Origin of the sequence: Bradyrhizobium genosp. P (assembly GCF_049949265.1) — a bacterium.
Taxonomy (GTDB): Bacteria; Pseudomonadota; Alphaproteobacteria; order Rhizobiales; family Xanthobacteraceae; genus Bradyrhizobium.
The window spans coordinates 9,358,018-9,371,820 of sequence record NZ_CP188195.1 but is presented as its reverse complement, the minus strand read 5'-3'; the positions used below and the strand labels follow the sequence as shown (position 1 = coordinate 9,371,820).

14 protein-coding genes are annotated in these 13,803 nt (G+C 63.7%); 5 read left to right on the top strand and 9 right to left on the bottom strand.

Annotation, left to right across the window (positions count from 1 at the left end; translation table 11 throughout):
• Nucleotides 1-17: 17 nt before the first annotated feature.
• The 5 genes from ACP2YO_RS45055 to ACP2YO_RS45035 all read right to left on the bottom strand — a co-directional run bounded on the left by ACP2YO_RS45055 (nt 18) and on the right by ACP2YO_RS45035 (nt 2,658).
• Complete coding sequence (locus ACP2YO_RS45055; RefSeq protein WP_426437566.1) at nt 18-503, bottom strand: ATP F0F1 synthase subunit B; 486 nt, start codon at nt 501-503, stop codon at nt 18-20.
• A 4-nt stretch (nt 504-507) separates the two neighbouring features.
• On the bottom strand, nt 508-1,074 hold the full coding sequence (locus ACP2YO_RS45050) for a F0F1 ATP synthase subunit B (RefSeq protein WP_426437565.1): 567 nt from the start codon (nt 1,072-1,074) through the stop codon (nt 508-510).
• A 102-nt stretch (nt 1,075-1,176) separates the two neighbouring features.
• On the bottom strand, nt 1,177-1,407 hold the full coding sequence (locus ACP2YO_RS45045; protein WP_016847054.1) for a F0F1 ATP synthase subunit C: 231 nt from the start codon (nt 1,405-1,407) through the stop codon (nt 1,177-1,179).
• 57 nt (nt 1,408-1,464) lie between these two features.
• On the bottom strand, nt 1,465-2,214 hold the full coding sequence (locus ACP2YO_RS45040; protein ID WP_426437564.1) for a F0F1 ATP synthase subunit A: 750 nt from the start codon (nt 2,212-2,214) through the stop codon (nt 1,465-1,467).
• Nucleotides 2,215-2,286: 72 nt separating this feature from the next.
• Nucleotides 2,287-2,658, bottom strand: coding sequence for an AtpZ/AtpI family protein (locus ACP2YO_RS45035; RefSeq protein ID WP_426437563.1), 372 nt, complete (start codon nt 2,656-2,658; stop codon nt 2,287-2,289).
• Nucleotides 2,659-2,849: 191 nt separating this feature from the next.
• Here ACP2YO_RS45035 and ACP2YO_RS45030 point away from each other — a divergent pair, with 191 nt between their 5' ends.
• From ACP2YO_RS45030 to ACP2YO_RS45020, 3 genes are read left to right on the top strand one after another with little or no spacing between them, the layout of a single operon-like run.
• Nucleotides 2,850-3,113: a hypothetical protein gene (locus ACP2YO_RS45030; protein WP_426437562.1), complete on the top strand. Its 264-nt coding sequence runs from the start codon at nt 2,850-2,852 to the stop codon at nt 3,111-3,113.
• Nucleotides 3,114-3,144: 31 nt separating this feature from the next.
• Nucleotides 3,145-3,663 carry a hypothetical protein gene (locus ACP2YO_RS45025; protein WP_426437561.1) on the top strand — a complete coding sequence of 173 codons (519 nt, stop codon included), beginning with the start codon at nt 3,145-3,147 and terminating at the stop codon, nt 3,661-3,663.
• Between the two features lie 24 nt (nt 3,664-3,687).
• Nucleotides 3,688-4,161: a secondary thiamine-phosphate synthase enzyme YjbQ gene (locus ACP2YO_RS45020; RefSeq protein ID WP_426437560.1), complete on the top strand. Its 474-nt coding sequence runs from the start codon at nt 3,688-3,690 to the stop codon at nt 4,159-4,161.
• Nucleotides 4,162-4,215: 54 nt separating this feature from the next.
• On the opposite strand, the gene ACP2YO_RS45015 is transcribed toward ACP2YO_RS45020, so the two are convergent.
• Nucleotides 4,216-5,850: an MFS transporter gene (locus ACP2YO_RS45015; RefSeq protein ID WP_426437559.1), complete on the bottom strand. Its 1,635-nt coding sequence runs from the start codon at nt 5,848-5,850 to the stop codon at nt 4,216-4,218.
• A gap of 314 nt (nt 5,851-6,164) precedes the next feature.
• Between ACP2YO_RS45015 and ACP2YO_RS45010 the strand changes: the two genes are divergently transcribed.
• Both ACP2YO_RS45010 and ACP2YO_RS45005 read left to right on the top strand, forming a co-directional pair.
• Entirely contained in the window at nt 6,165-6,839 is a 675-nt protein-coding gene (locus tag ACP2YO_RS45010; RefSeq protein WP_426437558.1) for a response regulator, read from the top strand.
• Nucleotides 6,840-6,954: 115 nt separating this feature from the next.
• Nucleotides 6,955-7,569, top strand: coding sequence for a glutathione S-transferase family protein (locus tag ACP2YO_RS45005; RefSeq protein WP_426437557.1), 615 nt, complete (start codon nt 6,955-6,957; stop codon nt 7,567-7,569).
• Nucleotides 7,570-7,653: 84 nt separating this feature from the next.
• Here ACP2YO_RS45005 and ACP2YO_RS45000 read toward each other — a convergent pair whose 3' ends face one another.
• The 3 genes from ACP2YO_RS45000 to ACP2YO_RS44990 all read right to left on the bottom strand — a co-directional run bounded on the left by ACP2YO_RS45000 (nt 7,654) and on the right by ACP2YO_RS44990 (nt 13,778).
• Nucleotides 7,654-11,163, bottom strand: a complete 3,510-nt coding sequence (locus tag ACP2YO_RS45000; RefSeq protein WP_426437556.1) for a PAS domain-containing hybrid sensor histidine kinase/response regulator — start codon at nt 11,161-11,163, stop codon at nt 7,654-7,656.
• 114 nt (nt 11,164-11,277) lie between these two features.
• Nucleotides 11,278-12,507, bottom strand: coding sequence for a 5-aminolevulinate synthase (gene hemA, locus ACP2YO_RS44995; protein ID WP_426437555.1), 1,230 nt, complete (start codon nt 12,505-12,507; stop codon nt 11,278-11,280).
• 200 nt (nt 12,508-12,707) lie between these two features.
• Entirely contained in the window at nt 12,708-13,778 is a 1,071-nt protein-coding gene (locus ACP2YO_RS44990) for an MBL fold metallo-hydrolase (RefSeq protein ID WP_426437554.1), read from the bottom strand.
• Nucleotides 13,779-13,803: the final 25 nt, after the last annotated feature.

Genomic DNA, 13,803 nt, shown 5'->3' with positions numbered 1-13,803 from the left:
GCTGGAGGGGAAGCGCCTCAGTTCAGCTTGGAGCGCACTTCGGCAATGCCCTTGTTGACGAGATCGTCAGCGACCGAGCCCTTGACCGACTGCGACAGGATGATCGAGGCGGCGGTGATGGCGGCGTTGGCGGCGGCGGCGCGGACATCGGCCACGGCCTGGGCCTCGGCCAGCGCGATCTTGCTCTCGGCGGTCTTGGTCCGCCGCGCGACAAAATCTTCCATCTTGGTCTTGGCCTCGGCCGCGATCCGTTCGGCTTCGGCCTTGGCGCTCGAGATGATGTCCTCGGCCTCGCGCTCTGCGCTGGCACGGCGGGCCTTGTACTCGCCGAGCAGCTTGGTGGCTTCGTCCTTCAGACGGCGGGCGTCGTCCAGTTCGGCCTTGATGCGCTCGGCGCGGTGGTCGAGCGCGGTCAGCAGGGTGCGATGGACGCCGAGATAGCCGAACACGATCATCAGAATGACGAACGCGACCGCGACCCAGGTTTCCGGTTCGTAAAGCATCGGTCTATCCCTTCAGCGAAGCGTCGACGGCGCTGTTGACCGCATTCGCATCCGGCGTCATGCCGGACAGCCGCTGGACGATGGCGCCGGCAGCATCCGCCGCGATCCCGCGGACGTTGCTCATGGCATTGGTCCGGGTCGTTGCGATCTGCTTCTCGGCGTCGGCAAGCTTGGCCGCCAGCCTCTCTTCCAGCGTCTTGCGTTCGGCTTCGGAGGCCGCGTTCAGCTTCTCGCGGGTCTCGTTGCCGATCGCCTGCGCGTTGGAGCGCGCGTTCGCCAGCTCGGTTTCATAGGCCTTCAGCGCCGCGTCGGACTCGTCCTTCAGCTTTTGCGCCTCGGCCAGATCGCCTTCGATCTTGTTCTGGCGTGCATCGATCGTACCGCCGACGCGCGGCAGTGCGATCCGCGACACGATCAGATAGAGGGCGACGAATGCAATCGCCAGCGACACCAGCTGCGAGGCGAAGTTGGAGGAATCGAACGGCGGAAAGGCTCCGCCGTGATGTCCGCCATCGGCCTCGGTATGGGCGTCGGCATTCTGGCCTTTTGCCTCGCCATGACTCTCAGCCATGGTGTTCTCCTGTTGCTGTCATGCGCGCCGCCTTCGAAGGCGGCGCGACGGGTTGCCGCAGTGCGGAACCGGGTTGCCGCCAGTGCGGAACCGGGTTGCCGCTCAGAGCGGAACGAACAGCAGGAGCAGCGCGATCAGCAGCGAGAAGATGCCGAGCGCTTCGGTCACGGCGAAGCCGAAGATCAGGTTGCCGAACTGACCCTGCGCGGCTGACGGGTTGCGCACCGCTGCGGCAAGGTAGTTGCCGAAGATGATGCCCACGCCAACGCCCGCACCGCCCATGCCGATGCATGCGATGCCCGCGCCGATAAGTTTAGCTGCTGCCGGTTCCATTTTTAGCTCCTTGAGGAAAGATAGACAGATTGTGGGTGGAGAGATTCTCCGGACCGCTTAGTGTCCCGGATGAATGGCGTCGTTGAGGTAGATGCAGGTCAGGATCGCAAACACATAGGCCTGCAGGAACGCAACGAGGAGTTCGAGGGCGTACAGCGCAATCGTCAGCGCCAGCGGCAGCACGCCGCCGACCCAGCCGAGCGCGCCCAGCGAGAAGCCGAGCATCGCGACGAAGCCCGCGAACACCTTCAGCGCGATGTGGCCGGCCAGCATGTTGGCGAACAGACGCACGCTGTGCGAGACCGGCCGCAGGAAGAACGACAGGACCTCGATGAACATGACCAGCGGGAGGATGTAGATCGGGACGCCGGAGGGGACGAAGATCTTGAAGAATTTCAGACCGTTCTTGTAGAGGCCGTAGATCAGGACGGTGAAGAAGACCAGCAGCGCAAGGGCCGCGGTCACGATCAAATGGCTCGAGATCGTGAAGGTGTAGGGGACGATGCCGACCAGGTTCGAGACGCAGAGGAACATGAAGATCGAGAAGATCAGCGGAAAGAACTTCATGCCCTCCGAGCCGGCCGTGCTGCGGATCGTGGAGGCGACGAACTCGTAGGAGATCTCCGCGACCGACTGCAGCCGTCCCGGGATCAACTCCCGGCCGCTCGCCAGCATCAGCAGCGCGATCAGGAGGACCGCGATGAACATGTACAGCGACGAATTGGTGAAGGCGATCGTGTGATTGCCGATATGGCCGAGCGTGAAGAGGGGCTCGATATTGAACTGATGGATCGGGTCGATTTTCATCCGCGCGGCTCTTGGTCCACCGGCCGTCCTGCCGGTAATCGAATTTCAAATGTCGTGACTTCCCGCCAGCGCCTAGCGCTTGCCCGAGGCCACGCCCGCAGACCTCACCACGTTGACCACGCCGGCGACAAAGCCGAGCAGCGTGAACACGATGAAGCCGAATGGCGATGTCGACAGCAAACGGTCGAACCCCCAGCCAATCGCCGCTCCGACGGCAACGCCCGCGACCAGCTCCGACGAAAGACGAAAACCGAGCGCCATCGCCGAAGCTCTGGCCTCACGGTCCCCGCCTTCAGTACCGGATTGATCAGTCTTGCTTCTCCGGCTGTCGCGAATTTCTGACAACCGATGATCGAGACTTCCGAGCCTTGCGGAAAGCGCAGCTTCGTCGGGAGGCGATTGATCGCGACTTCCACTTGCGTCGTGGTTGGTGTTTTCAGCCATGCTGCAAACACTAACCGATGCCGCGGATGATGGAAATTGCGCCTGCCCCCGTCAAAAGCCGCGCGGACCATACTGACCGCGTCTAATCAAGTCAAGATTGCGTCGTAACCAGTTATGACGTTGATTTCATTGAATTTATTCGAAGATATTCAAGGGCAGAGTAACGCAGCATTCGCAGTGCAGCAGCTCGCATGCAACGAAGCGATCCTGCGCGGGTTTTGCCGCTCTGTTGGGATGGTCGAAAGCTCTATAGCGGGACATCCGCATGCGACTCGCTGCGGTCGCCGTGGGCCTATATCGGCCACAAGCCGTTCGTTCGGCTCGTAAGTGATTACGATCTCAAGGTAAACTACAAGCCCGTGCTGCTGGTCGATCAGTTCTCGGGCCAAGGTCGGATCGAATTACTGGACGACGCGTTGAAGTCGGGCCGCAAGCCCTATAGCTCAGGCATTTAGGGGCGGGATCTGGTTGAGGCGGAGCAAGCCCATGCCAATAGCGACATCGCTCTCGAGATTCTCTGTTACGGTTGCTGCAGCCCTTCTGCTCACTTGCGGCGACGCGATTGCGCAATCGGCACCCGACACCGAGAACGGCCGCTATACCTTGGCCCCGGCGGGCGACGGCTTCGTGCGGCTCGACACGCGCACCGGCGCGGTGTCGACCTGCACCAATTCCAGCGCCGGCTGGGCCTGCTATGCGGTGCCCGACGAACGCGCGGCAATGGATGCGGAGATCGGCCGCCTGCAGGCCGACAACGACAGGCTGAAGGGCGCACTCGCGGCGCGCGAACCCGCCGTGTCAGGCAAGACCGACGAGGCGCTGCCGAAGGGGGACTCGCTGAAGCCGCTCGAGCCGAAGACCGCCGAGGGGGAGCGCAAGATCGAGATTCCACTGCCGAGCGACCGCGACATGGACCGCGTGATGTCCTTCGTGGAGCGCGCCTGGCGGCGCCTGATCGAGATGGCCAATCGCGTGCAGCGCGACGTCAACGGCGGCAAGATTTGATCTGACGTTGTTGAGGGACCGTCCATGACCTCGGCCAAAGTTGTCACGCGCTCGGCGCCATCCTCGGTCGCTGTAACCAGCATCGTCTCGTCGCTTCTCACCGTGCAGACGTCGCGCGCAGGCTTTACCGACATCACCAGTGAGATCGCAAAGTTCCTGCGCGAGGCGCGCGCCGGCGAGGGCGCGGTGAGCTTGTTCATCCGCCACACATCGGCGTCGCTGACGATCCAGGAGAATGCCGATCCGACGGTGCTGATCGACCTGATGACGGCACTCGATCGGGCCGCGCCCGAAAATGCCGGCTGGCGTCACGACACCGAAGGGCCCGACGACATGCCGGCCCATATCAAGACCATGCTGACGGCGACCTCGCTGCAGATTCCGGTGCTCGATGGCGAGACGGCGCTCGGCACCTGGCAGGGCATCTATTTGATCGAGCATCGCGCCCGCCCGCACCGGCGCGAGATTGTGCTGCAGTTCATCGGCGCCACCAAATGACATCGGCCGCGGATCGCTCCGCGGCCGATGTGTTTGAAGCATAGTGTCGACCGATCAGGTCTTGGTGATGTCTACGTCCTTGGTCTCGGGCAGGAACAGGAATCCGACCACAAGGCTCATCAGGGCGATGACGATCGGATACCAGAGACCGGAATAGATATTCCCGGTCGCGGCTGCGATCGCGAACGCGGTCGCCGGCAGAAATCCGCCGAACCAGCCGTTGCCGATGTGGTACGGCAGCGACATGCCGGTGTAACGGATGCGGCTTGGGAACAGCTCGACAAGCCAGGCTGCGATGGGCGCGTAGACCAAGGTCACGTAGACCACGAGGAGCCACAGCAGAATCGTGGTCATCACGTAATTGATCTCGTTCGGATCCGCCGCCGGCGGGTAGCCGTGCGCCTTGATCGCTGCCGGCAACGCCTTAGCGAAGTCGGCACTGTCAGCCGCGAGCACCTGATCGCCGATCTTCACCTTTGCCTTGGTGCCAGCCGGAGCGGCCTCATTGGTGTAGTTGACCGACAGGTTGACCAGCGCCGACTTCGCGACGTCGCAGCTCGTCGTGAACTTCTCCGTGCCGGTTGCCTTGAACTGGAACGAGCATTCGTTGGGGTCTGCCACGACCGTCACCGGCGACGAGGCGAGCGCCTGTTCCAGCTTCGGATTGGCGAAATGGGTGATCCCCTTGAAGATCGGGAAGTAGGTCACCGCAGCGAGCAGGAAGCCGGCCAGGATGATCGGCTTGCGGCCGATCTTGTCGGAGAGCCAGCCGAACAGGACAAAGCCCGGAGTGCCCAGCGCCAACGCCACCACGATCATGATTTGCGCTGGGACGCCAGGTACCTTGATGGTCTGGGTCAGGAAGAACAGCGCATAGAACTGCCCACCGTACCACACCACGGCTTCGCCGGCGGTGGCGCCGAACAGCGCCAGGATCGCGATCTTGGCGTTGGACCATTCGCCGAACGCCTCGCCCAGCGGCCGCTTCGAGGTCGTGCCTTCCTCCTTCATGCGCTGGAACACCGGCGACTCGTTCAGGCTCAACCGGATCCAGATCGATACGACCAGGAGGACGCTGGACAGCAGGAACGGGATTCGCCAGCCCCAATCGCCAAACGACGCCTCGCCCATCCATGAACGGATGCCCAGGATGAGCAATAGCGCGATGAACAGACCAAGGGTCGCAGTGGTCTGGATCCAGGACGTGTAGTAGCCGCGCTTGCCCTGGGGCGCATGTTCGGCGACGTAGGTTGCCGCACCACCATATTCACCGCCGAGCGCGAGGCCCTGGATGAGGCGAAGTACGATCAGGACGATGGGAGCCGCGATACCCCAAGTGTCATAGCCGGGGAGCAAGCCGATGAAGAAGGTGCCGACGCCCATCAGGGTCATCGTGACGAGGAACGTGTACTTGCGGCCGATCATGTCGCCGAGACGGCCGAAAATCAGCGCGCCAAACGGGCGAACGGCGAAGCCCGCCGCGAACGCCAGCAACGCGAAGATGAAGCCGACGTTTGGAGGCACGTTCGAGAAGAAGTACTTCGCCAGGAATGCGCCGAGCGTTCCGTAGATGTAGAAGTCGTACCACTCGAACACGGTGCCAAGCGAGGAGGCGAAAATGACCTTTCTCTCCTCAGCGGTCATTCCACCTGTGCGGACGCCTCCGCCCGCGGCTGCAGCCATCGTCATTGTGTTTCGCTCCCCGACTTGTTTCCTCGCGTCCCAAAATGGCTCCGGAATCTCCGGATCGACTTTGGACTTGCCACCAAAAGTAACATCGCGGTGAAATGTGCCCCAATAAGACTTTTGGCTTTTGCACCGTGTCGGCTTAACGTCAGCCAAGGTGAATGGGATTCTGCGCGGCAACTCGCGTCTATTGCAGCGCACAAGGCGGGCGCAATTAACTGCATTGGCATGTGGTATTATCGAGTGCTTGCGTGGTACTGCGGCCCGGGAGACAACCGGACTTCGCGGGATTGCCAAAGCCCGCTTGTGGGACTGAGATGACTGCTATCGCCAATACTCATCTTGTCATCGCCGATGACCATCCGCTGTTCCGCGATGCATTGCGCCAGGCGGTGTCGAGCGTCGTGAGTTCGGCCGCGATCAGCGAGGCCGGATCGTTCGAGGATTTGACCGGGCTCTTGGAACGGGACTCCGACGTCGACCTGATCCTGCTGGACCTGACGATGCCGGGGATCAGCGGTTTCTCCGGCCTGATCTATCTGCGGGCGCAATATCCCGCGATCCCGGTCGTCATCGTCTCCGCCAGCGACGATGCTGGAACCATCCGCCGCTCGCTCGATTTCGGCGCCTCCGGCTTCATTCCCAAGCGCTTCGGGGTCGAGACGCTGCGCGATGCCATCATGAAGGTAATGGAGGGGGACGTCTGGGTTCCGCCGGACACGGATCTCTCGGCAGCGGCCGACCCCGACATGACCCGGCTGCGCGACCGCCTCGTCACGCTGACGCCGCAGCAGGTGCGGGTGCTGATGATGCTGTCGGAGGGGCTGCTCAACAAGCAGATCGCCTACGAGCTCGGCGTCTCCGAGGCGACCATCAAGGCGCATGTCTCGGCGATCCTGCAGAAACTTGGTGTCGAAAGCCGGACCCAGGCCGTGATCGCCGCCGCCAAGATCGCTGGCGGCCAGTGGCGCCAAGGCACGCCTACGACCTGACACGCCGACGACCTGACGGGATCGTAGATGGGTGGAGCGCAGCGATACCCATCGCCTGGCAGACCGGGCGTATCTCTCATCCCATGAGGCCGCAGACCTACCGGGGACTGATCCCATGAAACTGCTTTACCAGACTCATTCCCCTTATGCGCGAAAGGTGCTGGTCTTTGCGCACGAGACCGCGCTCGTCGGTCGGATCGCCATCGAGCACAACGAGACCAGCCCGACCAATGCCAACGCAACCGTCTTCGCGGAAAATCCGTTGGGGAAGGTGCCGGTGCTGCTGCGGCCAGAGCAGCCGCCGCTATTCGATTCCGATGTGATCTGCGCCTATCTCGATACGCTGCACGATGGTCCACGCTTGATCCCTGGGGAAGGCGAAGCGCGCTGGCGTGCTCTACGGATGCAAGCCGTGGCGCAAGGCCTAGCCGAGACCGGCATTCAGTTACGTTGGGAGACGGTTCGTCGGCCGGAAGCGCTGCGCTATCCACCGTTGATGGATGGTTATGCCCGCAAGCTCGACGCAGGCTATGCCTGGTTGGAGGCGCAACTGGATCATGCCGAACCACTCCACATCGGGCATATCGCGATTGCCACCGCCCTCGACTGGCTGGAGTTTCGTGAGCTTCCTTCTTTCAGACGGTATGCCCAATTGAGCCATTGGTTCGAACAATTCCGTGGCCGTCCATCGATGCTACTCACGCCACTTTCCGGTGATACGGTCGATTGAGCTGAAGGTCGCCGGTGCGGCGGCATGCGGCGAGGTGATGGGTATCGCTGCGCTCCACCCATCCTACGATCGCAATCGAAGTCGCTACTCCGCCGCCACCATCTGCTGGGTGCGCCATTGCCCGAGCAGCGCGCGGAGCGAGGCCGGCTTGACCGGCTTGTTCAGCACCGCGATGTTCTCCTCGCGCGCGGCGGCGCGCACGGGCGGGCTGCGGTCGGCGGTGATCAGGATCGCCGGGATGTTGTCGCCGAAGCGGCGGCGGATCTCGCGGATCGCGGCGATGCCGTTGCCGCGGTCGAGATGGTAATCGACCAGCACGCCGGTGATGCGACCGCCGGCGGCCTCGATCGCGCCCATGGCAGCGTCGGGATCGGTCACCGCGATGACCTCGGCGTCCCATGCGGTCAGCAGCGTTTTCATGCCGTCGAGGATCGCGAGATCGTTCTCGATGCAGACGATCAGCGCGCCGCTCATCGGCGTCTTCGACAGCGGAGTGGCGCTGGTGACGGCGGCGGTATGGTTGACCGAGGTGGCGACCGGCACCGTGACCGAGAACACCGAACCACCGCCGGTGTTGGCCGATATCGCGATGTGATGGTTGAGCACCCGCGCCAGCCGTTCGACGATCGACAATCCGAGGCCGAGGCCGCGCGCGATCCGGGCGCCCTGTTCGAGACGATGGAACTCCTTGAAGATCTCGCCGCGCTTCTGCACGGGGATTCCGACGCCGGTATCGTAGATGCTGATCTGCAGCTGTTGGCCGCGGCGGCGGCAGCCGACCAGCACGCGGCCGCGCGGGGTATATTTGATCGCGTTGGAGATGAAGTTCTGCAACAGCCGGCGCAGCAGCGAGCGGTCGGATTCGACCGGCAGCGAGCAGGGCACGAAGTGCAGGTCGAGGCCCTTGTCACGGGCGATCGGCGCGAATTCGATCTCCAGCGAGCGGGTCAGGTCGGCCATCCTGAAGCTCGTGATCGACGGCGTCATGGCGCCGGCATCGAGCCGGGAGATGTCGAGCAGCGCGCCCAGGATGTCCTCGATCGCCTCGAGCGAGTCGTCGATGTTCTCGACCAGGCGCGAATCCTCACCGCCGTTCTGGCGCTCGACCAGGCTCGTCACATAGAGGCGCGCCGCATTGAGCGGTTGCAGGATGTCGTGGCTTGCGGCTGCGAGAAACCGCGTCTTGGAGGCATTGGCATCCTCCGCGGTGCTCTTGGCGAGCGCGAGTTCCGAGTTCAGCCGCGTCAACTCCTCGGTGCGGTCGCGGACGCGCTTTTCCAGCGTTGCATTTGCGCGCTCCAGCTCTTCCGCCGCCTCGAAGCTCGGTGTGACGTCGGAGAAGGTGATGACGAGGCCGCCGCCCGGCATGCGGTTGGCGCGTACCTCGATCACCAGATGGCGATCGGTGAAGCGTTCCAGATAGGGTTCGCCCGCGGTGGTGTAGGCGCTCAAGCGCTGCTCCAGCAGGCTATCGCTGCTGCCGGCGGGGGGCGGGCTCACCGCACTCATGAATTCGAGGATTTCGGGCAGCGGGATGCCGAGCTGCACCAGATGCGGCGGCAAGGACAGCAATTCGCTGAACTGGCGATTGGAGCAGATCAGCTGCAGGTCGGCGTCGAACACGGCGATGCCCTGGCGCACGTGGTTGAGCGCGGTCTGCAGGATTTCGCGGTTGAAATGCAGCGCGGCGTGGGAATCGTCGAGCAGCTTCAGCGCGGCCTTGGCCGATACGGTGCGTCGGCGCAGCAACAGCGACATCACGAGGCGTGACGACGCCGCCCCGATCGACGAGGCGATCAGCCGCTCGGCGTGCTGCAGCAGCTCGAAATCCGCGGTCGCTGCCGGGTCGAGCGTGCCGTTATGGTTGGCGGCGAACGCCGCGAATGCCTCGCGGGTGCGGTCGGGACCGAGATATTGCGTGACCGTGCTCTGGATGTCCTGCACCGTCACGGTGGTCCGCCAGCGCCGCAAGCTTGGCGCGATCGGGGTCAGCTCAGTGGGCACGAACACGTTGGCTTGCAGCAGCTCGATCGAGGACGGCGCACGTGCGAGCGAGAACACGACATAGGCAAGGATGTTGAGCGCGAGGCTCCACAGCGTGCCATGCAACAATGGCGGCAGGTCGCCGCCGAGCAGCGCCTGCGGCCGCAGCGCCTCGATTCCGAATGGCCCGTGCTGCAGTAGCATCAGGCCCGCGGTCGAGTTCTCGAGAAAGCTAGGTATGAATAGCGTGTAGAGCCACATCGCAAAGCCGACCAGCATGCCCGCCATGGCGCCGCGCGCCGTGCCGCGGCGCCAGAACAGGCCGCCGAAGAATGCCGGCGCAAGCTGCGCGATCGCGGCAAAAGACAACAGGCCGATCGCGACGAGCTGGGTGTTGCCGAGCGCGCGGTAGTAGAAATACGACATCACCATGATGGCGAAGATCGAGAAGCGGCGGGCCTTCAGCAGGAAATCGCCGAAGTCCTTCTGGCCGACGCGGCCATCGTCGCTGCGCGGCAGCACCAGCGGCAGCACGAAGTCGTTGGAGACCATGATCGACAGTGCGACGCATTCGACGATCACCATCGCGGTCGCGGCCGACAGGCCGCCGACAAAGACCGCGAGACTGAGCAGTTGGGCACCGCCTTCGATCGGCAGCGCCAGCACGAACATGTCGGCGTCGACGGCGCCGAACGGGAAGATGACCAGGCCCGCGATCGCGATCGGAATCACGAACAAATTGATCGCGACAAGGTAGAGCGGGAACAGCCAGCGCGCCCGGCTGACCTCGGCGCTGTTCGAATTCTCCACCACGCTAACGTGGAACTGGCGCGGCAGCAGCATGATCGCGCAGAACGACAGCAGAACCATGATCAGGAAGTTGCCGATCGACGGCACATATGCGATCGCGCGCACCGCCTCCGGCGTCTTCAGGGCGCGCTCATAGAGTTCGACCGGAGAGAACATCCAGAAGGTGACGAAAGCGCCTGCGGCGATGAAGGCGACCAGCTTGACGATGGATTCGGTCGCGATCGCCAGAATCAGGCCATGCTGGTGCTCGGTCGCGTCGGTGTGGCGGGTGCCGAACAGCACCGCGAAAACAGCCATCGCCAGTGTCACCATCAGCGCGATATCGCCGATGATCGGAATCTTGGAGAAGGCCTGGTCCTCGCTCAGGATCGTCTCCAGCGACGAGGCCATCGCCTTGAGCTGCAGCGCGATGTAGGGCACCGAGCCGATGATCGCGATGCCGGCCACCGTCGCTGCCACCGCCTGGCTCTTGCCGTAGCGCGCGCCGATGAAATCGGCGATCGAGGTGATGTTCTGCGACTTGGCCAGCGCGATCACCCGGCGCAGCAGCGGCGTGCACAGCCCGATCATCAGGATCGGGCCGACATAGATCGCAAGGAAGTCGACGCTGGTGCGGGTCGCGAAGCCGACCGACCCGAAGAAGGTCCAGGAGGTGCAGTAGATCGCGAGCGACAGCGGGTAGATCCACTGGCTGGCACGGCCGCGCTCACCCGCCGGCATCCGGTCGCCGCGGCTGGCCACGTAGAACAACAATCCGATGTAGGCGAACGCCGTGGCGATGACGCCCCAGTCGTGCAGCATTGCTGCCTGTCTCCCGTCCCGGCCCGGGAAAGGGCCGGATACGGGACTATAAACGCATTGGGCCGGCCGCGCATCGCGCGACCGGCCCAATTTCAGGACCAGGACAGGATAGGGTTACTCGGCCGCCAGCTGCTTGTTGCGGAGCGGCAGGCCGAGCCGTTCCCAGACCTGCAGCAGCGCTTCGGCCAGGGCGTCGATCAGGCCGTCCTCGTGATAGGGCGAGGGCGTGATCCTCAGCCGCTCGGTGCCCTTGGCGACGGTCGGATAGTTGATCGGCTGGATATAGATGCCGTGCTCTTCCAGCAGCATGTCGGAAGCGCGCTTGCACTTCTCCGGGTCGCCGACGAACAACGGCACGATATGGGTATCGCTCGACATGACGGGCAGGCCAGCAGCGTTCAGGATCGCCTTGGTACGGGCAGCGCGGTCCTGGTGGCGCTCGCGCTCCCAGCTCGAGGTCTTGAGGTGGCGGATCGCAGCGGTCGCGGCCGAGCAGATCGCCGGCGGCAGCGCGGTCGTGAAGATGAAGCCCGGCGCGTAGGAGCGCACGGCGTCGATCATCGCGGCGCTGCCTGCGATGTAGCCACCGAGGCAGCCGAACGCTTTCGCCAGCGTGCCCTCGAGGACATCGATCCGATGCATCACGCCGTCGCGCTCAGCGATGCCGCCGCCGCGCGGGCCGTACATGCCGACCGCATGGACCTCGTCGACATAGGTCATGGCGCCGTACTTCTCGGCAAGATCGCAGATCTTGCCGAGTGGGGCGACGTCGCCGTCCATCGAATAGAGGCTCTCGCAGGCGATCAGCTTGGGCCGGTCGGGGCCCGCAGCGATCAACAGCTCTTTGAGATGCGCGACGTCGTTGTGACGGAAGATCTGGCGCTCGCAGCCGGCCTGGCGAACGCCCTCGATCATCGAATTATGATTCAGCGCATCCGACAGGATCAGGCAGTTCGGGATCAGTTTTGCCAGCGTCGAGATGCCGGTCTGGTTCGACACATAGCCCGACGTGAACAGCAGCGAGGCTTGCTTGCCATGGAGGTCGGCGAGCTCGGCTTCGAGCTGGACCAGCGGATGGTGGGTGCCGGCGATGTTGCGGGTGCCGCCGGCGCCGGTGCCGACGCGGGTCGCGGTCTCGACCATGGCGCCGACCACTTTCGGGTGCTGGCCCATGCCGAGATAGTCGTTGGAGCACCAGATCACGACGTTGCGCGGGCCCTTTGGCGAATGCCAGGTCGCGTGCGGGAAGCGGCCCGCGATCCGCTCGAGGTCGGCGAACACTCGGTAGCGCCGTTCCTCATGGAGGCGGGCGAGGGCGGTATTGAAGAAGTGGCTGTAATCCATCGGCGAACCCAGAAACGGAACCTGATCGGCATAGATGGCTCTTTTTAGAGCTTTTCCAGCTCTAATGTCTATGCGGTATCCCACATTTGGCCATGCCGCGGCATGTGGGCAAAATGCCCTAGCAGCAGCGTCTTCGGCTTGATTTCGATCAAATCGGCGGGAGCGAGGAGCCTGTCGGGCTCCCCGTCTGGTTTGCCGTGTCAGGTGGTGCGGAAGCGCAGCACGCCGTCGGCCGTCTCGGCCGTCTCGGCCGTCAGCCGGCCCTCGACCAGCATATAGTTGACGTGGGCGACCAGTTCGCCGGAGGCGAAGCCCATCTGGTGCTCGTCCAGCACGTGTTTGTTGAACACCACGGGCACCAGTTCCTTCGAGGTCCGCGGCACCTCCTGACAGGCCTCTGCAATCAGCCGGCAGCGCTCCTCGTGGTGATCGGCGAGCTGCTTGATCCGGGTCTTCAGCCCGTAGAACGGCACGCCATGGCCGGGCAGCACGATCACGTCATAGGGCAGGGTGGTGGTGAGGCTCGCCAGCGAGGCCAGATATTCGCCAAGCGAATTCTGCTCGGGCTCGACCGCCCAGACGCTGACATTGGGCGAGATCTTGCTCAAGACCTGGTCGGCCGAGAGGAACAGCTTGTCGGCCGCGCAATACAGCATCACCTGGTCGAGCGCATGTCCGCCGCCGGTGATCACCTTGAAGCGCCGCGTGCCGATCACGACCTCGTCGCCATGGGTGAGGCGGTGATAGGACGGCGGCAGCACCGAGACCCGCTTCAGATAATCCTGGCCGCGACCGAGCAGCTTTTCGGTCAGGTCCTCGTCCATGCCGTGGCGGCGGAAGAACAGTCGCTGCGCGTTGCGCCGTTCCTCGGTGCCGCGGTTCTGGTGATAGACCGACTGCAGATATTCCACCTGCGACATGAACAGCGGGCAGTCGAAGCGCTCGGTGATCCAGCCCGCCAGGCCGACATGGTCGGGATGCGAATGCGTCACGATCAGGCGAGTGACCTTGACGTGCTTCAGCGGCCCCTCGAACAGCGTGGTCCAGGCTGCGATCGATTCCTCGTTGCCGAAGCCTGCATCCACCATGGCCCAGCCGTCGCCATCGGCGAGCAGATAGATGTTCACATGGTTGAGCCGGAACGGCAGCTTCAGCCGCGCCCACAACACACCGGGCGCCACCTCCACCACCTGGTCGTGGCCGGGATGGTTTTCCCAAGGGTATCGCAGTGCCTCCGCCGAGGAGGCGATGCTGGTGGTCTTCGTATCCATGCTACCGGCTTAACGGCACATCGGC